General features: G+C 45.0%; 20 protein-coding genes. 3 read left to right on the forward strand and 17 right to left on the reverse strand.

The features are described 5' to 3' along the window. Positions 1-171: 171 nt before the first annotated feature. Entirely contained in the window at positions 172-993 is an 822-nt protein-coding gene (locus KQH97_RS05735) for a hypothetical protein (RefSeq protein ID WP_216553337.1), read from the reverse strand. A 288-nt stretch (positions 994-1,281) separates the two neighbouring features. On the opposite strand from KQH97_RS05735, the gene spoVAC reads away from it, so the two are divergent. Beyond that, a complete protein-coding gene (gene spoVAC / locus KQH97_RS05740) occupies positions 1,282-1,728 on the forward strand; it encodes a stage V sporulation protein AC (protein ID WP_022288714.1) in 447 nt (148 codons plus the stop codon). A gap of 299 nt (positions 1,729-2,027) precedes the next feature. On the opposite strand, the gene KQH97_RS05745 is transcribed toward spoVAC, so the two are convergent. The 6 genes from KQH97_RS05745 to KQH97_RS05770 form a co-directional block, all read right to left on the reverse strand. Beyond that, positions 2,028-2,543: a hypothetical protein gene (locus KQH97_RS05745; RefSeq protein WP_242843649.1), complete on the reverse strand. Its 516-nt coding sequence runs from the start codon at positions 2,541-2,543 to the stop codon at positions 2,028-2,030. A 166-nt stretch (positions 2,544-2,709) separates the two neighbouring features. Continuing rightward, positions 2,710-4,062, reverse strand: coding sequence for an MATE family efflux transporter (locus tag KQH97_RS05750; RefSeq protein WP_216553340.1), 1,353 nt, complete (start codon positions 4,060-4,062; stop codon positions 2,710-2,712). 216 nt (positions 4,063-4,278) lie between these two features. Continuing rightward, entirely contained in the window at positions 4,279-6,738 is a 2,460-nt protein-coding gene (locus KQH97_RS05755) for a beta-propeller domain-containing protein (protein ID WP_216553343.1), read from the reverse strand. Continuing rightward, positions 6,738-7,271, reverse strand: coding sequence for an RNA polymerase sigma factor (locus tag KQH97_RS05760; RefSeq protein WP_022288710.1), 534 nt, complete (start codon positions 7,269-7,271; stop codon positions 6,738-6,740). Before KQH97_RS05760 ends, KQH97_RS05755 begins: the two co-directional genes overlap by 1 nt. Before the next feature lie 579 nt (positions 7,272-7,850). After that, positions 7,851-9,338: a PH domain-containing protein gene (locus tag KQH97_RS05765; protein WP_117863616.1), complete on the reverse strand. Its 1,488-nt coding sequence runs from the start codon at positions 9,336-9,338 to the stop codon at positions 7,851-7,853. A gap of 24 nt (positions 9,339-9,362) precedes the next feature. Next, positions 9,363-9,818, reverse strand: a complete 456-nt coding sequence (locus KQH97_RS05770) for a hypothetical protein (RefSeq protein ID WP_046440618.1) — start codon at positions 9,816-9,818, stop codon at positions 9,363-9,365. Between the two features lie 142 nt (positions 9,819-9,960). Here KQH97_RS05770 and KQH97_RS05775 point away from each other — a divergent pair, with 142 nt between their 5' ends. Continuing rightward, a complete protein-coding gene (locus tag KQH97_RS05775; protein WP_216553345.1) occupies positions 9,961-11,253 on the forward strand; it encodes a sodium:alanine symporter family protein in 1,293 nt (430 codons plus the stop codon). 415 nt (positions 11,254-11,668) lie between these two features. On the opposite strand, the gene KQH97_RS05780 is transcribed toward KQH97_RS05775, so the two are convergent. The 10 genes from KQH97_RS05780 to zapA form a co-directional block, all read right to left on the reverse strand. Further along, on the reverse strand, positions 11,669-12,511 hold the full coding sequence (locus tag KQH97_RS05780) for a fumarate hydratase (RefSeq protein WP_195519792.1): 843 nt from the start codon (positions 12,509-12,511) through the stop codon (positions 11,669-11,671). Positions 12,512-12,513: 2 nt separating this feature from the next. Then, positions 12,514-12,978 (reverse strand): chemotaxis protein CheW, encoded by a 465-nt coding sequence (locus KQH97_RS05785; protein WP_181983469.1) that lies wholly within the window; start codon positions 12,976-12,978, stop codon positions 12,514-12,516. 111 nt (positions 12,979-13,089) lie between these two features. Continuing rightward, positions 13,090-14,079 carry a CheB methylesterase domain-containing protein gene (locus KQH97_RS05790; protein WP_216553348.1) on the reverse strand — a complete coding sequence of 330 codons (990 nt, stop codon included), beginning with the start codon at positions 14,077-14,079 and terminating at the stop codon, positions 13,090-13,092. After that, positions 14,076-14,912 (reverse strand): protein-glutamate O-methyltransferase CheR, encoded by an 837-nt coding sequence (locus KQH97_RS05795; protein ID WP_022288703.1) that lies wholly within the window; start codon positions 14,910-14,912, stop codon positions 14,076-14,078. The genes KQH97_RS05790 and KQH97_RS05795 overlap by 4 nt, the downstream gene beginning before the upstream one ends. A gap of 25 nt (positions 14,913-14,937) precedes the next feature. Next, on the reverse strand, positions 14,938-15,381 hold the full coding sequence (locus tag KQH97_RS05800; RefSeq protein WP_022288702.1) for a chemotaxis protein CheW: 444 nt from the start codon (positions 15,379-15,381) through the stop codon (positions 14,938-14,940). A 2-nt stretch (positions 15,382-15,383) separates the two neighbouring features. After that, on the reverse strand, positions 15,384-17,420 hold the full coding sequence (locus KQH97_RS05805) for a chemotaxis protein CheA (protein WP_216553351.1): 2,037 nt from the start codon (positions 17,418-17,420) through the stop codon (positions 15,384-15,386). Between the two features lie 823 nt (positions 17,421-18,243). Continuing rightward, the gene (locus KQH97_RS05810; protein WP_117938332.1) at positions 18,244-19,392 is read right to left on the reverse strand and encodes an amidohydrolase; all 1,149 of its coding nucleotides are present in this window, start codon (positions 19,390-19,392) and stop codon (positions 18,244-18,246) included. 18 nt (positions 19,393-19,410) lie between these two features. Beyond that, on the reverse strand, positions 19,411-19,851 hold the full coding sequence (gene dut / locus KQH97_RS05815) for a dUTP diphosphatase (RefSeq protein WP_216553354.1): 441 nt from the start codon (positions 19,849-19,851) through the stop codon (positions 19,411-19,413). Position 19,852: 1 nt separating this feature from the next. Beyond that, a complete protein-coding gene (locus KQH97_RS05820) occupies positions 19,853-21,925 on the reverse strand; it encodes a U32 family peptidase (RefSeq protein ID WP_216553357.1) in 2,073 nt (690 codons plus the stop codon). Next, on the reverse strand, positions 21,925-22,431 hold the full coding sequence (gene zapA / locus KQH97_RS05825; protein ID WP_117896572.1) for a cell division protein ZapA: 507 nt from the start codon (positions 22,429-22,431) through the stop codon (positions 21,925-21,927). Before zapA ends, KQH97_RS05820 begins: the two co-directional genes overlap by 1 nt. 204 nt (positions 22,432-22,635) lie before the next feature. Between zapA and KQH97_RS05830 the strand changes: the two genes are divergently transcribed. Then, positions 22,636-23,070, forward strand: coding sequence for an Rrf2 family transcriptional regulator (locus KQH97_RS05830; protein ID WP_216553360.1), 435 nt, complete (start codon positions 22,636-22,638; stop codon positions 23,068-23,070). The last annotated feature ends 24 nt before the right edge of the window (positions 23,071-23,094 follow it).

Here is a 23,094-nt window from a genome sequence, read left to right on the forward strand (position 1 = left end):
TATTATAGAATTACTATAATACTATTATTATATATTCCCATTAGTTTCATGTCAACATAAAAGTGTGACAGCTATTTAAAAAAAATCTGTCACACTTTTTGTCACTGGAAAATGTATAAAAATACAAAAGAGCAGACCATATTGCGGTCTGCTCTTAGTTTTCATGAAAAATTATTCAGAAAGACCCTCGATAGAGAATGTAATCTCAAGGCTGTCCTCAAATGCAAGATTGTCCTTGTCAATAGGAGAATCCTTAGCTGTATCGCCGTAATCGTTGTAGATCTCGATTCTGTAACAGTTGTTGTTGTCCTCGATGTTGCCATACTTGATCTTAGCTTTATCGAATGCAACTTCCTGACCGTCAGCCTTGATAGACTTAAGCTCTACCTTGAGATCGTCAGCGTTGTACTTACCTGGAGTTTCTTTATCAGTCTTAGGATCGCCTGTGCCCTTGAGTTTTTCGCCGTTAAGAAGACCGATGATATCAACGCACATTACTACGCAACCCTGAGCGCCAACAGCATAGTCGCCGTCAAGAGCGATCTGTGGGTTGATGCCCTCGTCCGGATCGTCATAAGCTATAGAAGCGTTTGTGATAGAAACTGTGTACTCACCGTCGCCTGTTATGTCAGCGTCAACGCCGAAAGCCTGAGTTGCGTCAGGTTCGCCCTGACCCTGCCAGTTGCCCCAGAGCCACTCTCCGTCACCGAACATAAGGAATGCGTCATAGCCCTCGAATGTCTTTACAGGTGTGTAATCAGAGTCACTGCCTTTTGTAGTGTCAGCAGAACTGTCTGTTGCAGCTGAATCAGCAGCAGACTCGGCAGCAGCTGTTGTAGTTGTTGCAGCAGTTGTAGTTGTAGCTGCTGTTGTTGTTGTAGTTGTTGCGGCAGCAGTAGAGCTTGAAGAATCAGCTGAATCGCCGCATGATGCGAATACTACTGTTGTCAGAGAAAGAGCTGTGACAGCAGCAAGAATTTTTTTAGCTTTCATTATAATAACCTCCTGAAAAATAATGGCAGTTACACTGCCCCTAAGATAGAATATCTCTAATGAATATGATACAAAATTTTCGCATTTTTTTCAAGATACTATTTAAACAAATTTCCTTATAATAAATCGTTTACATTATACAAAACTTGTTGAAACTATATAAAAATATTAACCTTACAGCAACATATTGAACAAATCATGCGAAAATAGTGCAGCTTAAAAAATGAATAAGAACTGATTTTTGAGGAACAATAGGTGCAAACATGATAGAAAAAAGGAGCGAAGAAAATGGATATAAATTTGAGCAAGGCGCAATACAGCGAGATGTACAAGGAGGCGTCAAAGGGGACAAAGTGGTGGGTGACCATACCGAAGGCGTTTTTATTTGGCGGACTTATATGTGTTATTGGGCAATCGCTTATGGATATGTATTTATATTTAGGTTTATCCAAGGATAATGCCTCAATGTCGGTATCAATAACTTTGATATTTTTATCGGCTCTTCTCACAGGTCTTGGCTGGTATGACCGCATAGCGAAGCACGCAGGTGCAGGTACGCTTGTACCCATAACAGGTTTTGCGAATTCTGTGGCAGCACCTGCTCTTGAGTTCAAGACTGAGGGATATATTCTTGGGCTCGGGGCGAAGATTTTCATTATCAGCGGACCTGTTATTCTTTACGGCACTTTGGCTAGTGTGCTTTACGGGCTTATTTATTATTTGTTTTTGAGGTAGGGTCACTCGCCCACGTCAAAGTTCTACTGCCGCAAAATCGCTGGCGCTCTTTGCGGGGTAGGTTTGTACAAGGATATAGAAAAAGCGGTGCAGAGTTTGTTCTACGACACCGCTTTGTTTTGTTCTTTAGTTTGTGTTTCTTCTTTTGCTTTTCTGCACCGCTTGGTAGGCTTGCGCCTATTGAGGCTCTGCCTCAAGCTCCGCAATGGGCTTTGCCCCTTGACCCCACAAGCCCTCTAGCGTCGGGCTTGAGCCTGCGCTTTATTGCTCGCTTCGCTCGGTGTTTCATCTGCTTTGCTTTATACGAGGGTATCCTTATATTTTTTACCCTCTACCACCAATATTGGATAGCCGTCAAGATACGGTTTCACGGCTTCCGGATTTTCGTCTGCATACTCAAATATCTGATCTGCCAGCTCGTTAGCCGTTTTCGTCAGCTCCTTTATGGACTTTTCATTCATAGTAGGACAGACCGGCGACAATGTTATTACTTTAGTTTCATTCAGCGCCATTACTCTCAGCGGCCATATCCTGCAATCGAACGGTTTGTCGTCGCCTAATATACAGCCCTTCTCGTTATCCAGCATCGGGCAATAATACAGGTCTGCATTCTGTTCCTTATCCATTTTGAACAAGAAATGGTTTTCCTTCTTTATAAATTCCTGCTTAGGGGCATATTCCTGCAATATCTTGCTTGCAAGCGTTTGTGAGATATATGGTGTTTCCCATATATCATAGCTGTCAAAGCAGCAGCATATCCTGCACTTTGCACATTCCTCTTTTGACAATATTTTTGAAAGCATTTTTTCTGTCATGCCTGCCGTTTGCAGGCATTTCCCCCTTTCACGTCTATGGTATGTTAGCCACACTTTTTGGATTGTATGTTTTTACTAATTATAACACGTTTCTTTGATAAAATCAATAGTGGCTTACTTTTTTCTACATAGGGAGCTATCTGTTTTATGTAAATTAACGGATTATTTACATTTGCTCTGCCGTATTGGGAATATTCTCTTTACGGAAGGTCTTATTTGCGGCAAAGCCTATGCCTAGCATCACTGCCATGCCTGCCCACACAAGGGGTTCGCTTATCATGATGCCGAAATATCCCATGCGTGGGGCGAGTATCATTGCCACTGCGAACTTGCCCAAAAGCTCTATTATGCTTGAAGCTATAGGTGTTATCTTATCTCCTACGCCCTGAAGTGCGTTTCTGAAAACTATTACTATGCCGAGGATAAAGTAAAATGCTGTGTTTATTTTCATGTATTTTTCCACTGTACCCACTATCTCAGGGTCGCTGATACCTGTGATAAGGTGTGCGAAAAATGGTGTGAAAAGCCATGTTGCGGCTATTACGATAACAGACCAGCCCCATGTTATGAGGGTCGCTTTTTTCACTCCCTCTTTTACTCTGTCTATCCTGCCTGCACCGTAGTTCTGGCTTGAAAAGGTTGCTGAAGCCGCACCGAAAACTGATATAGGGAGCATAAAGATCTCAGATATTTTTCTTGCTGTGGTGTGGGCGACTATTATGTCAGTGCCGAAGATATTTATTGCGCCCTGCATTATAACGGTGCCGATACCAACGAGAGATATCATAAGTCCCATTGAAACGCCTGTTGCATACATATCTCCTGCGAGCTTGAGGTTAAAGCGGAAGTCGCTTTTTGATGGGATAAGAAATTTGTGTTTTTTAATGATGTATATTATACAAAGCACAACTGAGATACCCTGTGCGATAAGGGTGGCATAGGCTGCACCCTCAACGCCCATTTTAAAGCCTAGGATAAAGAGAAGGTCAAGCCCGATATTAGCGATAGTTGATATTATAAGGAAGATAAGTGGCGAAACGGTGTCGCCGACTGCACGGAGGATACCTGCGCAGATGTTATAGAACATTGATATTATCATTCCTGCAAGGATTATTACTATGTAGGTTTTTGCCTGCTTAAAGATGTTGTCAGGCGTGTTCAACGCTTTCAGCAGTGGGTCGATAAAGGCAAGGCTGAGGGCGGTGAGGGCTATTGCCGTTGCGATACCGAGGGTAAGGGCGTGGGCAACGGACTTTTTCAGGCGGTCAAACTCTTTTGCACCGAAAAAGCGTGCCGTCACAAGGGCAAAGCCGTTTGTAAGACCGTTCAGAAAGCCTATTATGACGGTGTTCACTGATGAAGTTGCGCCAAGGGCGGCTATGGCGTTTTTGCCTAAGGTCTGTCCCACGATTCGGGTGTCGGCAAGATTATAAAAAAGCTGAAAAACGTTGCCAAGCAGAAGGGGCAGAGCGAACATTAAAATAAGCTTTGTGATATTTCCTTTCGTTAGGTCTTTCATAATTCTTTCTCCTATTTATGTCTTATATTTATTCCTAAAACCATATTATTTTAGCACAAACAGAATTTCAATTGGTTATATTACTGTGAACATTTATTGTACATACTATACAATTTGCGGTGGTTTTATTTGTGTGCAATAACGAAAACGTTTTAGCAAAAAAACACCCGACAGAAATTTATCCGTCGGGTGCTAAAGGGGAAATTTGGTGTAATGCTATTTAACTATGTCTACACTGTCAGTGGGTTTTGAGAGATCGGCATAGCTGTATGAGCGTATCTGTCTGTCGGAGAAGATATAAATATATCCGTCCTGAACGAATGCACTGCGGTAACGATCTCTCTGGTCATTGTTGTTGACCAGAGCCGTGATCTCGTCTTCGTTAGCATGATCGAAATAATCGTCATAATAATCCGTGTATTCGTCAAGCTTTATAGTTCCACACTCGCTGAAAGTTTTTGTTTCTATGTCATATTTCATTACCAGCATTTTTTCCACAGTTTTATTATAATAGGTACAGTCCAGATCGTAGCCGTTAGTGGTCTTTCCAACTGAGGTAACGTCATATAATGGTATGGCTATATATCCGTTTTCGTTGTCTGTTATTATGGAGTTTGAAGAAATAGTGCTGGCGGATCTTTGGGTCATATCCTTTCCGTCAACTGTTGTTCCCATTTCTTTCTCGTGATATTTGTATTCCTGTATAGTCTTGAAGAAGTTGAATTTCTTTACTACCTCTGTGTCATAGACCTGCACCTGATCCACTGTGCCGTTAGCATTCGCTATGCCCTTGCCGCTTGAGCCGTATAAAAGGGTTTCTTGCTTTTCTGTTTTGCTCTTGTCGAGTATTTTTACGCTGAAAGAGTCGAATGACGTGCTGTCGGTGCGCACGGCGATATCATCGTTATAGTTCGTACCATAATGGAAGAAGTTGTTTGCCGTTGACACTGCTATCATTTTATCATCAGGGGTCACCTGAGTTATCTTGTTTGGGTCTGAGAAATCATATACTTCATCAAGCTGGATATTGTTCGCTGCCTGATAAGTGTCATCATTGCTGTAAGCGGAGGAATAATCTCTGTAAACATACAGCATAGAATGATAGAACGTGCTATACCTTGCACTCTCGAAATCAGTGTCCTCGTATGTGAGGGTCTTTTTCACAGGGCCGCCAAGGTCATTGTCAAAAAGCCACAGGGTGCAGATATTAATGCTGCTATAATAGATATTGTGTGTGCTGATATCGTAAATGTTTGCAGAGTCGTTTGAGAACAGCGACAATCTGCCGTTATACTCATCTCCTGATATGGCGTGGCTTATATGCTCGGCGTCTGCGCCTGTGACGGTCTGGGTTTTGTTAAGCTCCATGCCGCCGTCGCCGTAGTTTATTCTTGTAATAAGCGCTCTTGTTGGCACTGTGCTGTAATCATCGTCTGTTTTTTCAAAGCCATATGCTCTTAAAATATAAATGTTGTCTGTTCCCATTAAGATGCTGCTTTCACCGCAGGCGATAAGCTTTGAAGCCATGTATGAGCCTTGATTTTTTCCGTCAAAGGACGAAAGCAGGATCATTGACGGTGTATTATCTCTGGCTGTGATATACATTTCGCTTTCTTCAAAAAGCTGTTTTTCACCATTGATGTATCGCACTGGTGCGATATCCTCGGGCTTTTGGTCGTCTAAGAGCAGTGAAGCCGCTCGGGTGTAGCGTGACACGATGAAAAACTTTCCGTCAACTTTTCTTATGCCCTCCAGCACGCCGGGCTGTTCAAACTCGCTTATGAGCTTGATATTCTCAGGGTCGCTCACGTCAAACACGCACATTCCGCAGTATTCGATATCGAGGTTTTTCTTTCCTGCCTTCACGGGTAAGATAAAGTCGAAGAAAGCGTAAAGCTCGTTATTATCCAAATACATTGCAACAACGCTTGGAGCGAACTTACAGCCGTACTGTTCGTATTCGGCAATGTTAACAAGATCTTTTTTAAGGAAAGTGTCCGCAAAGATATCCTGTTCTGACTTTGTGATATTTCCGTTTTGGGTAATATAAACGTCGATACCGCCATTGTCAGTAATGAAATAGGCATTTCCGTAGGTTATGTTTGTTTCCAGCTCATCTATGCTTGTTGTGGGGGTGATATCCACGCCTGAGCGAGTGAGCTGTATATCAGCGGGGTTAGGGGTGAGCTGGTGATCTCTAAGTGCCTGCTTATACAAAGCCACATAGTCATCGTCATCAACAGTCAAAGTGTCGATATTTTTGAATATATAGCTATTGTCAACTATAAAGTCCTCTATGTTTTTGCTGTTGCTATTTATATAGTTGTAAAGACCCTTATAGGTCGTTCCACGGAGGCCGTCAAGACCTGAGGCGTCAGCGGACTGTGAAGAAGCGGAATTGGGGTATTTTTTGATGAACTGGGTATTGCTGAACCTAAGCACAGCAAATCCGCCTACCACAAGGACGAAAGCCGCCACCACAGCCAGACATCTCAGGGCGTTGCTTCTGCCGCTGTTTATTTTTATCTCTGCACTATTTGGAGTATTTTCGATAACGGGTCTGAAGCCTGCCACGTCCAGCATATCTTTTATTTCCTGGGGCATGAGCTTATCAGGAATTTTGTTTGCCTGTTCCATTTGTCTGATAAGCTTTCTGCGTTTTCTTAAATTTCTCATCATGTCACCTCCTTTCCAAACAGCTTACTGCGTATTTTTGCTTTACCTCTGGATATATGGGAACGGACTGTCGTATCTTTAATACCTGTTATCTCCATTATCTCCCTGCCTTTGTAGCCTGCTATACAGTGAAGTGATATACAGAGTCTTTCCGCTTCACTGAGATCAGCAAACTCTTCTAAGATCTCGCACCGCTCGAATCCGTTTTCGTCCTTGATTATTGCGTCGCTTTCATTAATATAATCGAGGTTAGAGCGTCTTTGGGCGTATTCCTTTTGTTTTTGTTTGATCTTGGCGACCAGAATTTTGAACATCCAGCTATCGAAAGCTTCGCTTTTCCGCAGCGAGGAGATGCTCATATAGCCGTCCAGCACAGCGTCCTGCACTGCATCGGCGGCGTCCTCGGCATTTTGCAGGTTAGCGAGGGCATAATAATAAAGCTCCTTATATATCTCTCCATAGAGCTTAGAAAAGGCGTCCGTATCGCCGTTCACCGCAAGTTCTGCGAGCTTTTTTCTTCCCTTTTTGTCCAATCTGATCCCCCCCTGTCGTCCGTCATAATATAAGTGTATATTTTTCACTGAAATGTTGCAGTGAAAAAAATTTTTTTGAATAAAAAAATCGGGGACGAGGTGGTCGTCCCTGATGATATTTGTTTATCAAACTGTGTAGGGGCGACCTCTGGTCGCCCGTGTCGGTCGTCTGTCAAACCCTGCATATCCGCACGTTTTGGTACATTTTTACAAACCATAATATAGGGGGCGCCGTCACCTACATTATGGTCGCAAGTTCTACCGCCGCAAAATCGCTTCGCTCTTTGCGGATTTTACTTTGTGCAGGAGGATAGAAAAGCGGTGCAGATTTTGTTTCTTCGATATACATTTATAATAAAGCACTACTTCTATATGCTTTTTTGCTTTACTCTGCACCGCTTGGTCGGCTTGCGCCGAATGAGGCTCTGCCTCAAACTCCGACAGGGCTTTGCCCTGTACCCACAAGGGGTTTCACCCCTTGACCCTGACCAGGGACGTGTCCCTGGACCTTTTGCTCGCTTAGCCCGGTGCTGAGGGGGTAACTTTGGTCTGCTATGCTAATTCCTCATTCCTCATTTTTCACACCGCATACCCATTCCTGTTCAACAATTTTATAACCTTATCATAATTAAGTCCCTTTACAGTATGATAGTCTGTACTCTCCGAATTGGTATAAACTCTCACGGCACAAGTATGGCTTATCTTCTGAAACGGATTTTGCATGACCGTTACCATTGACACTCTGTCAAGTGCGGCTATTGATTTATGAAAGCTATACCATTTACAATATGACAATGTACAATACCCGTTTTCAAAGCCTATTGACGTTGTGAACGCTGCCGCCGCCTTGACTATCACGAGCCACAGCAATGGTATGGTAGTTAGTATAACAAGTATGGTTATTTCTCTTTTCCAGTTAGGGAAAAAGTAAAGCGCTCCTCTTCCTGATACGATGGGTATAAACGTGCATATGAGCGGTATCGTTATAAATCTTCCAAGGTCGGCTTTTCCTGTGGAGATGTCGCTTTTCACCGGCGGTATTTTCGGCATGAGCATCTTCAGGGAGCGGTCAACCTGTCCGTTTGTCGTTATCGGTATAAGTGCTGATATTTCAAGCCGTCTTTTTCCGTATCCTGTACAGTGGGCAGACACAGAGGTTATTTTGCATATCTTCATAAGCAATGATTGTCTTAGGTCGATATAGTTTACTCTATCTCTATAGAGGACGTGTCTGCGTCTTGTGCCTATTCCGCTTCTGATTATGAAAAGGTCGGCACAGCGTGTGCAGGAAAAATTCCAGTGGCGCATTAGATTCGACAGAAATGATATGAGCCAGCCTCCTGCCAGCACACCGCCTGCGATAAGGATATATTCAGGTACTTCTGCAAGCACCGGAACTTTTGCTATCTCTGTATTCACTCTGCGGAGTATTTGTTCCTCCGCCTCTCGTCCTACTATCCTATATGCTTCGTAAAGTACCGACAGAACGATTATCATGCCTGACAGAGTTGATGAAAAGATAAGAGAGAATATAACGAGCAGGCTTTTCTTTGAGTTGTAGACATATTTAGGTTTGTTTTTGCATTTGGCGGTGGCAAAATGATAAAGCTCAAAGGCTCGTTTTTTTGTAAGGGTGAGCATTATATCTGCATTTTGCAGTGATTTTGCATCGGTGTCTATGTACACGGCACAGGAATGTATAAGTCTGGAAATATATCCTTGTGACAGTGACAATGAGCTTATCTCGGCAAAATAGACCTTAGTTCGTGTTATGCCGAAATAACCTGTGTGGGCTATGATGCAATCTTCTTCAAGCTCATAGTAGACGAATATCCAGCGCAGGAAAGCGTAGCCGAAGATAAATGTGATAGTGAGGATATCAACCCAATGTGCCTGAAACCAGCTTTGAAAGTTGAATTTTGCGGCTATGAGATACTTGGCAAGAGGGATAGCAAGAAGCCACATATATTTAGTTGTATAAGATAATATCATTATAGGGTGCTGGCGGTGGGTGAAGAAATTCTTCAGCCAGCTTCTTTTTTCCTTGATAGTTTCTCTGCGGCTCATTTAAACCTTTCCTGTCTTTGGTATCTAGTCTTCTTTGCGTTCTCTGTTTCGTATGGAGCTGTTTACTATGGCGGATATTTCCATGGCATCACGGCGGCTCATAAAAGGTATAAGAAGTCTTGCGCCCAAGGCGTTTAAGACAACGAAGTTAAGTCCTGTTATACTGCCCAGTGGGGTTATGATAGTTGTGACTGATTTTATCGCCGAGGTGGGCATAAAATGCCGCATGGTAAAGAAAAGCCCTGTAAAGGCGGTGACTTCTTTTGAGCTGACGGTGAAATAAGATCTGATGAAATAAAAGGGAAGCACCAGCAGGCAAAAAAGTGCGGCGATTATCCACATTGGCATAAGGATATAATTCACGGAAAATGGGATAAGTTTTTCTATGAGATTGACCGCATAGCGGATAAGAAACAATATTACCGCAAGGATAGCCCAGAAGATAAAAAGCGGTATTTTTGAGGGCTTATATCTGTGCATTTGAGGACGTTCACCTCGCTGTTTGTTTTTTTGCGTATTTGTATGTATGGTTATCTCAGTTTTCAAGAATTAATCTCCCTTTTATATCATATCATTTATAAGGCAATTATTTGCACGAAAAAAGTGTTTTCGGGGGAAAGCTATGGAACTTACGGCTATAATAAACAAGATAAATTCGTTTTTGTGGGGCGTTCCGCTTTTGATACTTTTGCTTGGGGGCGGAATATATCTGAGCATAAAGCTTGGATTTCCACAGATACACATTTTAAAAATAATGAAGAAAACGGTTTTTACGCTGTTTAAAAAAGAAAGCTCCGAAAGCGATTCTCTCTCGCAGTTCCAGACATTTTCCACGGCGCTTGCGGCAACTGTAGGAACAGGCTCGGTGGTGGGCGTGGGGGAATGTATCAGGATAGGGGGTGCAGGCTCGGTATTCTGGATGTGGGTATCTGCATTTTTCGGAATGGGGCTTGCTTACTGCGAAAACTATCTGGGAGTGAGATGCTCTGACGGAAAGCTTTGCGGTGCGGCGGCTTATCTCGAAAAGATAGGCAGAACGAAGCTCACGGCTGTTTTGTTTGCAGTTTTTACGGTGGGTGCGTCCCTTGGAATGGGCAACATGGTGCAGACGGGTTCGGCGGCTGCGGCTGCCCGAGAGGGGTTGGGGATACCCTCATATATATTTGCACTTGTGGTGCTTATTTTCGTATTTTTAGTAGCTGTGGGAAAAAACTCAGCAGCTTGTCTTTGCGAAAAGCTTGTGCCGATAATGGCGGTGCTTTTCATAGGCGGCAGTTTGGGAGTGATAATATTTCACCCATTAAAAGCCGCAGGAGCGATAGCAATGATAGTAAAAAACGCCTTTTGCCCCACAGCCTGCATAACAGGCTCGGTGGCAGGGACGATAATATTTTCCATGGTGGAGGGGTTAAAGCGTGGAGCGTTTTCAAACGAAGCAGGCTTAGGCTCGACGGTGGCAGTACACAGCTCGTGCAGGATAAAGTCGCCTGAATTGCAGGGAACATGGGCAATGGCTGAGGTTTTTATAGATACCTTTGTCATATGCACTTTGACGGCTGTGGTGATAATAATAAGCGGCACTGACCTCACGGGGGAGGATATGGCAGTGAGGGCTTACAATGCTGCTCTTGGGGGAGCGGGGAAGTATTTCATGTCAGGTTCGCTGATACTTTTTGCATTAGCGACAGTGGCAGGGTGGTTTTTCATAGGGGAGAGGGCTTGGAGATATCTTTTTCCACGGAGCGATATGATCTATAGGATCATGGCTATAGCTTGTGGGTGCATTGGAACGATGTGGAGCATGGAGCTTGTGTGGGGGGTGTCGGATATTTTCAATGGACTTATGGCAGTGCCGAATGTTATCGGGGTATTGGTGTTGTGGAGAAAAGATGTAAAAATGAGGAATGAGGAGTGAGGAGTGAGGAATTGGCAAAGCTGACCAGAGTTGTGCACAAGCACAAAGTAAAAGTTAGCACCGAGCGAAGCGAGAGGTAAAACGCAGGCACAAGCCCGGCGTTAGAGGGCTTGCAGGGTCAAGGGACAGAGTCCCTTGCGGAGTTTGAGGCAGAGCCTCATTCGGCGTAAGCCGACTAGGTGCAGATTTAATGAGAAAAAAGCACATGAAAGTCCGATATTAAACAAAGGTGATATCGGAGCAAAAATCTGCACCGTTTTCCCTATCCCTTAGCAAATGTAAATCCGCAAAGAGCGGAGCGATTTTGTGGCGGAAGAACTTGCCCGAATAAGATGTAGGAGCCTGTTTGATGAATAATAAGATGTGCGTGCTGTGGAAAATGCGGGCGAACTCTGTTCGTCCCCACATTATGCCCTTATATCTCTCCGCTTGCGTGTCTTGTCACATGACAGCCTACGTTCACTGACACCGGCAGGCCTGCGATATGGGTCGGTGCTTCTTCTATATTTACTGCAAGGCAGGTCTGTGTGCCGCCAAAGCCTTGCGGTCCTATGCCAAGGAGGTTTATCTTCTCCAGCATTTTCGCTTCAAGCTTTGCATAACGTTCCTTTGGATTTCTTTCCGACACGCTTCTGCACAGTGCTTTCTTTGCAAGGTATGCGCACTTCTCAAAGTCGCCGCCTATGCCTACGCCTATGACTATTGGCGGACATGGGTTAGAGCCTGCTTTTGCACAAACTGACACTACCCAATCCACTATCTCGTCCTCGGTAACTGACGGGGTCATCATTTTAAGCTGTGACATATTTTCGCTGCCAAAGCCCTTTGGTGCCACCATTATTTCTACCTTTTCGCCCTCTGCTATTTTAAGATGCACAACAGGCGGTGTATTATCCCCTGTGTTTACTCTTTCCAATGGGTCGGATACTATGGAACAGCGTAGTCTGCCCTCTGTATAGCCTCTTGCTACGCCTTTGTTTATGGCTTCATTCAGCGAACCGCCTACAAAATGCACGTCCTGTCCTATGGTCATGAAGATAACTGCCATGCCTGTGTCCTGACAGATAGGGATAGTTTCTTCTCTTGCTACTCTCATATTGTCAAGGATATCAGCAAAGACGTTCTTTCCCACCGGGGACTGCTCTTTCTTGGCGTTGCACTCTATACAGCTTTCCATATCCTCAGGAAGATACAGATTAGCTTTTATGCACAGATCTCTTACAAGTTCTTCTACTTCTGAAACGTTTATCTCTCTCATTTTTATTTATCCTTTCGCTCTGTATTTGCTACCTTTTCACGGTCGCTGAGCTTTATTACTTTTTCGCTGTCAAGGACATAGCATGGCTTGCCCTCCAGAAGAAATTCTCCTTTTAAAAAATCTGCGCAGGCTTCTTCGTTGACGTTTGGGGCTTTACACAGCTTATCCTCGGGAATATCCGTGAAGCCTGTTACGCTGTCGCACAAAAGCCCTACGGAAACTTCTTCGCCCATTGTGATTATTATGCAATCTCTGTCGGAGATCCCTTTTGGCTCATAGCGGAAACGTCTGCGCAGGTCTATGACAGGCACTACCTCGCCCTCGTTCACCACTGTTCCCGGAACATAGTCGGGAAAATCAGGCACGGGAGTAGGGGTCTGCGCCGCTATGATTATTTTTATATCCTCAAAGGGCAGTGAAAAGCTTCGCCCTGCTGAGGTGAAAATGAGATATCTGCTGTTTTCCACAGCTATCCCTCCTTATCTTGAAACAATACCATTTTGCTATCCTGCTTGCAGATATCAGGCGAACACTGTTCGCCCCTACACAGGTATGCTATGTATTGCGCTTTGTTTTTATCAAAATCCGCTGTCGATGCGATAATGTATCTCCTGCGCTATCTTGTCAAGGGGACATTGCTTTGACACTGAGCCGTTTTCATATGCGGCTTTGGGCATACCATAGACTATGGAGCTTTCTGCGTCCTGTCCGATATTATATGCTCCCATTTTCTTCATGTTGAGCATACCCTTTGCACCGTCACAGCCCATGCCGGTGAGGATAACGCCTATAGCGTTACGCTTTGCGCTGTATGCCACAGAGTCAAAAAGCACGTCAACTGACGGACAGTGACCTGAAACCTTTACACCTGCTTCAGAGGTGACAAAATAGCCTTTTTTATCCCTGAACAATCTAAGGTGCTGACCGCCCTGCGCTATTACCACCATGCCCTGGCTGAGATACAGACCACTTTTGGCTTCCACAACGTTGTGACCGGTTTCAGTGCATAGCTGTTCGGCATATATCCTTGTATAGCCTGCAGGCATATGCAGGACTGCCACTACAGGGGGCAGGTCGTGGCGGAGGTCTTTGAGTATAGCTTTCAGGGCTTCCGTTGAGCCTGTTGAACCGCCTATGGCTATTATTCCGGAGGTATTTATGGCAGGTATATGCACAACAGAATTAGCTCTTGCTTTTTCAAGGCGCTGTATGCTTTCGGTAAAGCGTTTCTGAAAACGCTCGTTATCAGACGGAGTGCCGTCAGGTTTATATACGACGTCTATGGCACCTGCCTGCATCATGGGATATTTATTGTTATGCTGAATGGTAAGAAAGATTATAGGCACAGAATATCGTGGGGCAAGGCTTATGATGTAATCGTCCATATTGTCTTGGCAATCGCCGTCGAGAAGAACATAGTCGGGGGAGATGGCAGTGACGCTTTTTCTGCCGTTGCAAAGACACGCTGAGGCAAGCTTTGAGCTTTGGAAGCCTGCGTTTGTAAGGGCTTTTCTGCAAAGCTGTGCAAAGGCTTTGTTTTCGGTTATCACAAGAAAGAGAGGCGTCATTTTTTATCCCCTCCCAGCTTGCGGTATATTGCAGGGGCAACTTTTACAAAAGGCATATACTTCGGCACTGATTCTGCGTGACCGATATAAAAATAGCCGCCCTCCTCCATTGCGTCATAGAATTTTCTGCATATCTCGGCTTTTGTATCGTCGTCAAAATATATCATGACGTTACGGCAGACGATAAGGTCGAATTTCTTTTTGAAAGTGAAATCATCCATAAGATTGTGGTAGCGAAACTCAACATTCTGCCTTATTGTATCGCTGACCTGCCAGAGATCCTTTGTGTTTGAATATGGGTGAAAATATTTTTTACGCCAATCTTCGGGGATATTCTTTATGGACATACTGGTATAAATGCCGTTTTTGGCAGAACGCAGTGCGTTAAGGGAGATATCCGTGGCAAGTATTTTCAAGTCCCAGAAACGGCGGTCAAAGCCGAAATAATCGTCCATACACATGGCAAGATTATATGGTTCGTTGCCGAATGAACAGCCTGCACTCCATATACGCATATCATGGTCGAGGACGTTTTTTTCGGCATAGGGAAGAAATTTCTCCATGAAGTGTTGGAAATGGTCCGTTTCACGCATGAAATATGTATGGTTGGTAGTAAGGCGGTTTATAAGGTTGGCAGTTTCTCTGCCTGTTTCATCGCTGTAGACGGCGCTGAGATATTCTGAAAAGCTGTTGAAGCCGCAGTCCAATACATAGTTGCTCAGCCTGCTTTCAACGATAGACTTTTTCCTTGCAAGGTCAAGACCGTATTTTTCTTTTATGAATGCAGTAAGCTCGTCAAAGTCTGACTGAGAGATCTCAAGACGTGACAGCATTCCTCTTCCTCCTTGTTATTATGTTTTACCTGTTTGTTCTGACCAGAATATCAGGGTCAAGCAGGGATATGTTTTTGTTGTTTGCGTTTATAAAGCATTTTACAAGGCTGTTTTTTACGGGCGACACGGCGGTCTGCTGGGGGAGGATATCCTCAACGTCCAAGACCTTATCGCATATTATGCCAGCCTGATTTGAGCCGACTTCTATCACTATGGTACTGCTTCTGTTGTCATACTCCCCTTCGGGCAGTCCAAGACGCAGGCGGAGATCTATCACGGGAACGGCTTTTCCTCGCAGATTTATAACGCCTTTTATGAACTTTGGTGTTTTCGGGAGCCTTGTGACGGGGAGAAGCCCTATTATATCGGTGACATCTTTTACCTCAAAGGCGTAATATTTTTCATCAGAAACAAAGGAGAGTATTTTTCCGCCCTTCTGACAAAATTCGTTTATATCCTGTTCTGACATCTTTATTCACCCTTTCGGAAGTCATAATTGCCGAGAAATTCTTTCATATCAAGTATTATGGTTATGCTGCCGTCACCGAGGACCGAACAGCCTGCCATGCCTGATTCCTTGAGGGGATAGGCGTCAAGGAGTGGTGAGAACGGTTTTACTACCACCTGCTGGTCAACTGTTATCCTGTCTGCCATGAGGACGGCTTCCTTGCCACCGTCTTTACAGCAGAGCATTATGCCTTTTGTTACGTCCTTTTCGGCATTTGGTATATCAAAATGGTCGCTCATTCTGATAAGAGGCAGGCATTTTTCACGGAGCATTATAAACTCGTTGCCCTCGGGGTCGGTGATAAAGCTTTCGGCTTTGCAGGAGAAAGCTTCGGAAACTGCGGAAACAGGCAGAGAGAAATTCTCGCCCCCTACGTCAACGCTTAAAACGTCAAGGATAGACAGAGAAAGTGGTATCCTGATAGTAAAGACAGAGCCTTCGCCAAACTTGGAGTCAACATAGAGCTTTCCGCCGACTTTCTCAAGGTTTTTCTTTACAACGTCCATTCCAACGCCTCTGCCTGAATATTCGGTTATTTTATCATTGGTGGAAAAGCCTGCCGCCACAACAAAATTGAATATCTCTTTGTCGGTATATTCATTCTCAGGCTTGGTGAGCATACCGTTTTTCTTGGCTTTCGCCATAAGCTTTGCGGTATCCATTCCTGCACCGTTGTCACGGCAGGAGATAACCACTTCGTTGGAGTCATAGCCTGCGCTCAGAGTAACTGTGGCAGGCTCGGTCTTGCCTGCTTTTGCACGGACTTCGGGGTCTTCTATGCCGTGGTCAACTGCGTTTCTCACAATGTGCATAAGGGGGTCATTGAGGATATCTACGATAGATTTATCCACTTCCGTTTCCTGCCCTTCAAACACAAGAGTAACGTTCTTTTTGAGCTTTTGGTTCATATCTCTGACAACACGGTTCATCTTCTGAAATGCTGTGGAAACAGGCACCATTCGTATGGACATTACAACGTCCTGAAGCTCATCGGTAAGCTTTTTCAGCTCACGGGAGGATTTATTGAAGCGGTCAAGGTTTATCTCGGCTTTTTTCAGGTCGGGAGAGGAGATAACAGAACCTTCAGTTATAACGATCTCAGCCACAAGATCAAGAAGCCTGTTGAGCTTATCAAGCTTGACGGATATCATGGACTGCTCATGCTTTTCGGCATGCTTTTTGGGGACTGCATTTGCAGGCTGAGCAGACTTTTGGGCAGGCTGAGGTTTTTTGGCTGCGTTAGCAGGTTGCTCAGGCTTTTTCGCCTGCTCGGCTTTGTCAACGTTCACGGCGTTTTTCATAAGGTCAAGAACGCCATTCGGGTCATCGGTGATAAGCTTTATGTAAAGTCCCTTTTTGGATATTTCGTCCCCTGCATTGTCGGCGTCAAGATCCTCAGGGAAAGTTTTTATTACCTCGCACATTTTACCTAAAGCACGCAAAAGCACCAATGCACGCATATCAGGCATTGCACAGCTTTCGGAATATGTGACCTTATAGGTGAGGACGCCCTCTTTTTCATCATCAGGGAAAAGCCCCTCATAGGTGTCGGTATCGGCTGAGGAAGTATCGGAACTGTCTGTGGCAGGCTGACCTTTCATGGTGGCAGCAAAGGCGTGTATCTTATTTTCAAGCTCTGAAAAATCGGTGAGCGGAGCGTCGTCATAGAGTGAATCAAGCTCAGATTTAAGGTTATCGGAGGCTGAGAAAAGAAGCTCATAGAGAGCAGGCTTGTCATATTTCACAGTAGGGTCTTCACGGATAATGTAGAAGAGATCCTCAACTGAGTGGGCAAGGGTAGACATATTGTGCATACTCATCATGGCGGCAGAGCCTTTAATAGTGTGCATGGTACGGAATATCTCGTTGATATCGTCGGAGGAGATAGAGTCTTCCTGCTCGGTGCGCATAAGGATCTCGTCCAACTTTTCCAGAAGGTCGCCTGTTTCAAAGACGAACATATCCGCCATATTTTCCATACCGCTTTCAAATTTCGGCAAAAAAGTCACTCCCTTTCGGTGCTGTTGAAGCATACGGATATAATCAATAATATTATAGCAAATTTTTTGATATTTTTCAAGCATTTTTGTGCATTTTAAGTAAAAGAAACGATCAAGCGAGGAGTTAGGAATGAGGAATGAGGAATGAGCAAAGCTGCCCCCAAGCACCGAGCGAAGCGAGAGATAAAGCGCACGCTCAAGCTCGGCGCTGGAGGGCTTGTGGGGTCTAGGGGCAAAGCCCCTAGCGGAGTATGAGGCAGAGCCTCATTCGGCGATAGCCGACTAGGTGCAGATTGTAGTATTAAAAGCATATAGAAATAAGATATCAGACAAAAGAAATATCGGAGTAACACAATCTGCACCGCTATTCTATCCCAAAGCAGAACGTATATCCGCAAAGAGCAAAGCGATTTTGCGGCGGCAGAAACTTGCCCGAATACCTGTAGGGGAGCAGCGCAATTTCTGCTTTGCAGAAATACGACGTCCCGTTTCGAGGAGTTGCGGGAGGTTGAATTTGTACAAACCATGTAGGCGAATAAAGGCGGGCGAACGCTGTTCGCCCCTACCGCCATTTGTGGGGTTATCGGGGTTTGTGCAATAATTTTTAGTGGTTATGTTTCGCAATATTGTGTATATGTGCCGTATGGCATTTTGAAACAATGTGCCGAACTTGGTATGGCTACCGCAAGAATGGACAGGCAAACAGGTGCGGGCTGTCGAGGGCATCAGCCCCTACATGGTTTGTAAAGTGCATAACAAAGTGCGGATAACACAAGTACAAATAAAAAATGCGAAACGAAAACCGTTCCGCATTGGTATCATATCAAATTATTTGTCCACCGCATATCACCATGTCAGGTGATACCATTACATCAAGTGGGTCGCCGCTGAACAGGGTGAGGTCTGCGTCAAGCCCTGTCTTTATAGAGCCTACTCGGTCGGAAATGCCTGCTATCTCTGCCGCTGTGCAGGTGATAGCTTCAATGCCCTTTTCATAGTCAAGTCCGTTCTTTACTGCGATTGCCGCTGACAAGGGCAGATATTCTACCGGCACTTCTGAGTGGTCGGTGCAGATAGCTACCTTTATGCCGTGAGAAGAAAGTATGCCGGCATTGGCTGGGGTCAGATTTGCCATTTCAGGCTTGCACCTGTCGCATATTACAGGACCTATCACACAGCTTGCTTCTTCCTCTGCAAGCTCGTCAGCTATGATATGACCGTCAGTGCAGTGTATAAGCACATAGTCAAGCTCAAATTCTTTCGCTATCCTTATGGCGGTGAAAATATCGTCTGCCCTGTGACAGTGAAAATGCGCCTTGACTTCGCCTCTGAGAACAGGGAGCAAAGCCTCCGACTTCATGTCAAACTCAGGCATATCCTCCTCGCTTCCCATTGCACGCTCGACCGCTTCACCGTATTTCTGCGCCTTTATAAGCGCTTCTCTTATTATGCCTGCCACTGCCATTCGGGTGTAGGGGGCGTCCTCTTTGTCAGAATAGGTGAGTTTAGGGTTTTCACCCATTGAGAATTTCATTCCAACTGTGCCTACAAGCATTTTATCTATTCGCTTGCCATAGGTTTTTACTGCCGCAATACTGCCTGCAACTGGGTTTGCTGAGCCTGGGGATACAAGACAGCAAGTTACGCCTGCTTTTCTTGCAAGCTCAAAGGAATAGTCGATAGGGTTTATGCCGTCAACAATGCGGATATGAGCTGTGCATGGTTCAGATTCCTCGTTGAAATCCTCGCCCTCCATGCCTACGCCGCTTGTGGATAGTCCAAGATGTGTGTGAATGTCGATAAAACCAGGGTAAACTGTTCTGCCGTTGCCGTCTATGTCCTCGGCTGTGACAGCTTCGGGAGAGCCGCTTTCTACGGCGGAAATTATGCCGTCTGTTATCTCCACCCAGCCGTTTTCAATAACACGTCTGTCGCTGTCCATGGTCTTTATTTTAACGTTGTAAATTTTCATATGCAGTTTTCACCATTCTTATTTGCCTGTTGAGCCAAAGCCGCCTGCGCCACGCTCTGTATCGGAAAGCTCTGTTACTTCCTCTACTTCGGGAGTGAAAACAGGGGTTATCACAAGCTGTGCGATCCTGTCGCCACTGTTTATGGTGTAGTCCTTGTCTGAACTGTTGTGGAGAGCGCAGATAATCTCACCTCTGTAGTCCCAATCAACAACGCCAACGCAGTTTGCAGGGGCAATGCCGAACTTCGATGCGAGTGAGCTTCTTGCATAGATAAGAAGAACGCAGTTTTTCTCACCCTGAACTTCGGCTGATATGCCTGTGTGTATTTTCTCGGTTTGACCTGCTTTTATGGTTACAGGTGCATCTGTGCAGGCACAAAGGTCATAGCCCGCGCTAAATTCTGTTTGTCTTGCAGGGATAACTGCATTTTCCTTAAGCTTTTTTATAAATAATCTCATTTTATAAAACTCCTCTGTAGTATAGGCCATTGGTAGCGTTTTCGGGCTTTGCGCTCATTTCGCCACTGTAGGCTTTTATTATTTCGTTTATCCTGTGGGCGTTCTCCTCATAGAAGTGAAGCTCCATATAGTCGGCATTGTCAAAATCCGTCAGCTTGTCTGCAAGGTACAGAATATCGGAATTTAGTATCTCTGCGCAATCTCTGCCCTTTGGACATCTCACCGGAAACTCTCTGCCTGTGCGGTCAAAAAGCTTGCCCTTGCAGTTTTTACAGCCCATATCGTTTCTTATAGGACAGTTTGCTGTGAGCATAAGGGGAAGTCTGCCGTATGCCACAAAGCCTATCTCAATGGGCTTCTTTAACTTTTCTATCTGCGACGCTTTAAGTTCAAAGGACACTGTGCAGTCTTTTGCACCAAGTTTTTTTACCTCGTCCAATGCGGCTGAGTTGCAGAGATTGAACGAATAGCCTGCGTGAAGCTCAAAGCCAAGGTCATTCGCAATAAGGCAGTGGCCGATATTCATGGCGAGCATTTTTGTTATGCCTGCTTCTTTTGCGGCTGAAAGCTTTTCACACAGGGCTTTCTCGTCAAATGTGAAGCGTGGCATTATTATCATAAGCTTGCTTTTGTCTGACACGATCTTTGCCGCTTCTGACGCTATCTCTATCGGCACGCCCACAAGCTCTGCTTTGTCAAGGTCAACACCCTCAAGCTGAGAGAGCTTTGAGAGCATTATGCGGATCTTTTTGTGTTCATAGGCTTTTGGCAAGGCGGAGAAATCAGCAAGTGCTTTGTCGGTAAAATCTGCAGTATGGGTGAAAAAGTCTATACGCTTTTGGTCAAGCTTTTCTACCGCCTGCCGTCTTAGGTCATTAAGTGCGGAAGCTGGATAGGCAAGGTCTTTGCCTATGGCGGCTTCAAGCCCTCCGAACTCATATATGGTGTCCCCAAGCTTGGAGAGCTGTTTTTTTACATAGTCGCTGTCGCAGGCCTTTTTTAAGGCTTTTTGCGGTATATCGCCGTAAACGGTCACGGTGTTTCCCTCGCTGTCACGGAGAGAAAGCTCCGCCTGAGAATTCTCCTGAAGCTTTATGGTGAAAAAGGCTTTTGTGCGCTTTTCACATCTGCGGTAAAGCTCATGAAGCTCGGGAAGAATTTTGGCGGTGGCGGAAACGTCATCTTTCTGCCTTGTGCCGAACATTTCTCTGCCTAATCGGCCATTGTAATAGCCGTCTGTAAATCCCCCGCGGGAAAAGACCGCTTCAAGGGCTTTCAGGTCATAAGGCTTGTTTTCCAGAGAATTTTTACAGCAGTTCACTGCCGCCGCAACATATTCGGGGCGCTTCATTCTGCCCTCTATTTTAAGAGAGGAAACTCCGTCCTTTTCGAGCCTTTGGAGCTTATCAACATAGGACATATCTTTCAGAGAGAGGGCGTAACGCTCCTGCCCCTTTGTTATCTTATCCCCCTGAGCAGGCAGTCTGCACGCTTGTGCGCAAAGTCCGCGGTTTGCGCTTCGTGAGCCTATAAGAGCGCTCATATAGCACTGACCTGACACGGACATACAAAGTGCGCCGTGGACAAAGACCTCTGTTTCGATGCCAAGGGCGGTGAGGTCCTTTATTGTATGCTCGGGAAGCTCTCTTGACAGGACGGCTCTTGAAAAACCGAGGTTTTTAGCCATTTTCACACCGCTTTCGCTGTGGATGGTCATTTGGGTGGAGGCGTGATATTCAAGGTCGGGGCAACATTCACGGCATATTTTCACAAGGGTCAGGTCTTGGGTGATAAGTCCGTCAACGCCAATTTCTGCGGCAAATTTGACGGCTTTTTTGCACTCTTCGAGCTGTTCGTCAAAGACAACAGTGTTTATCGCCTGATAGACCTTTACACCCCGCAGGTGACAGAGCCTTACGGCTTCTTTTAGCTGTTCATCTGTGAAATTGGCGGCATTTTGTCTGGCGGAGAATTTCTCTCCCCCGAGATAAACTGCGTCACAGCCGCTTCTAAGGGCGGCTTCGAGAGTTTCAAAAGAACCGCAGGGGGCAAGTATCTCAGCTTTGTGAGCCATTAACGGCTTCCTCCCTCGGGTCTGTAATTCACTGTGCCGACAAAATTGCCGTTGTTAGGCTGATTAGGGTGGACAGGTCTTTCAATAGCGTTCTTTATCTCCTGCGAAAGAAGCTCGTTTGCGTTTATAACTTCGTCCTCAGGCTCTCTTTTTACAACTGTGCGTGCTTCGAGCTGTTCTTCAAGGTCATGGACTTTTGCCTGAAGCTCTCTTATTTCTTTCTGAGCTTCGTCAGCCTGACTTCTTGCTCTGCCTGCGTCGTCAACATAGTCCTTTATCTGGGTGCGGATATTCTCGATATTCTGATTTGCCTTGCTAAGCTCGTCAAGACAATCAAGTGCTGTCAGCACTGCGGCGTCCTGAACGGAAAGGCTGGGGATAGCTTTCATCATGCCTTTTATCTTTGAATTTATCACCAACGCAAGTTTATTGGTATACTCCTGCGACTCTTCGGAAAGCAGATTGTATGTACGGTTATAAATATTTACTTTAAGCTTGTTTTTCATAGCTTTTGACCTCCCTTTATTTTCTTTGCTGTGAACTTGTATACTTAATTGTATTATACACTACTTTTTGAGAAAAATAAAGAGGGTAAAAAGAAGTTTTTTGTAAATACACCCTTTGCGGTGGTTTTTGCTTGACATTTTTACAAATATGATATATAATTAATCATAGATTTTCTATAGGATTTATGAAAGGATCTGACGCTGATGAAAATATCCACAAAGGGAAGATATGCACTGAGGCTTATGCTTGACCTTGCTTTACATGAGCAGAGCGGATATGTGCCTATCAAAGTGATCGCTGAAAGACAAGACATCAGCGACAAGTATCTTGAACAGATAATATCCATTCTTGCAAGAGCGGGCTTTGTAAAGAGCGTTCGTGGTGCAGGAGGCGGATACAAGCTGGCAAAAACGCCTGAGGAATACACTGTAGGAATGATACTTAGGCTCACAGAGGGAAGTCTTGCTCCTGTGGCTTGTCTGGAGGGGGAAGAAAATACCTGTCCACGTCAGGATAGCTGTGCAACGCTGACGGTATGGAAAAAGCTTTACGGTGCTATAAATGGTGTTGTTGACGGCATTACCTTGCAGGACCTTGTAAATCAGGAAAATGCAAGGATAGATGATTACGTTATTTGATATTTTGTAGGGGCGGGCTTTGCT

This window comes from Ruminococcus sp. MSJ-25 (assembly GCF_018917825.1).
In the GTDB taxonomy this organism is placed as follows: domain Bacteria; phylum Bacillota; class Clostridia; order Oscillospirales; family Ruminococcaceae; genus Hominimerdicola; species Hominimerdicola aceti.

Coding starts and splice junctions, on each gene's coding strand:
- KQH97_RS05745 (WP_242843649.1), bottom strand. CDS start 2,543: ATGACAGAAAAAATGCTTTCAAAAATATTGTCAAAAGAGGAATGTGCA.
- KQH97_RS05750 (WP_216553340.1), bottom strand. CDS start 4,062: ATGAAAGACCTAACGAAAGGAAATATCACAAAGCTTATTTTAATGTTC.
- KQH97_RS05830 (WP_216553360.1), top strand. CDS start 22,636: ATGAAAATATCCACAAAGGGAAGATATGCACTGAGGCTTATGCTTGAC.
- KQH97_RS05795 (WP_022288703.1), bottom strand. CDS start 14,912: ATGCTGTCACGTCTTGAGATCTCTCAGTCAGACTTTGACGAGCTTACT.
- spoVAC (WP_022288714.1), top strand. CDS start 1,282: ATGGATATAAATTTGAGCAAGGCGCAATACAGCGAGATGTACAAGGAG.
- KQH97_RS05800 (WP_022288702.1), bottom strand. CDS start 15,381: ATGTCAGAACAGGATATAAACGAATTTTGTCAGAAGGGCGGAAAAATA.
- KQH97_RS05765 (WP_117863616.1), bottom strand. CDS start 9,338: ATGAGCCGCAGAGAAACTATCAAGGAAAAAAGAAGCTGGCTGAAGAAT.
- KQH97_RS05780 (WP_195519792.1), bottom strand. CDS start 12,511: ATGAGAGAGATAAACGTTTCAGAAGTAGAAGAACTTGTAAGAGATCTG.
- KQH97_RS05820 (WP_216553357.1), bottom strand. CDS start 21,925: ATGGCTCACAAAGCTGAGATACTTGCCCCCTGCGGTTCTTTTGAAACT.
- KQH97_RS05735 (WP_216553337.1), bottom strand. CDS start 993: ATGAAAGCTAAAAAAATTCTTGCTGCTGTCACAGCTCTTTCTCTGACA.
- KQH97_RS05770 (WP_046440618.1), bottom strand. CDS start 9,818: ATGCACAGATATAAGCCCTCAAAAATACCGCTTTTTATCTTCTGGGCT.
- dut (WP_216553354.1), bottom strand. CDS start 19,851: ATGAGATTATTTATAAAAAAGCTTAAGGAAAATGCAGTTATCCCTGCA.
- KQH97_RS05790 (WP_216553348.1), bottom strand. CDS start 14,079: ATGACGCCTCTCTTTCTTGTGATAACCGAAAACAAAGCCTTTGCACAG.
- KQH97_RS05755 (WP_216553343.1), bottom strand. CDS start 6,738: ATGAGAAATTTAAGAAAACGCAGAAAGCTTATCAGACAAATGGAACAG.
- KQH97_RS05810 (WP_117938332.1), bottom strand. CDS start 19,392: ATGAAAATTTACAACGTTAAAATAAAGACCATGGACAGCGACAGACGT.
- KQH97_RS05775 (WP_216553345.1), top strand. CDS start 9,961: ATGGAACTTACGGCTATAATAAACAAGATAAATTCGTTTTTGTGGGGC.
- zapA (WP_117896572.1), bottom strand. CDS start 22,431: ATGAAAAACAAGCTTAAAGTAAATATTTATAACCGTACATACAATCTG.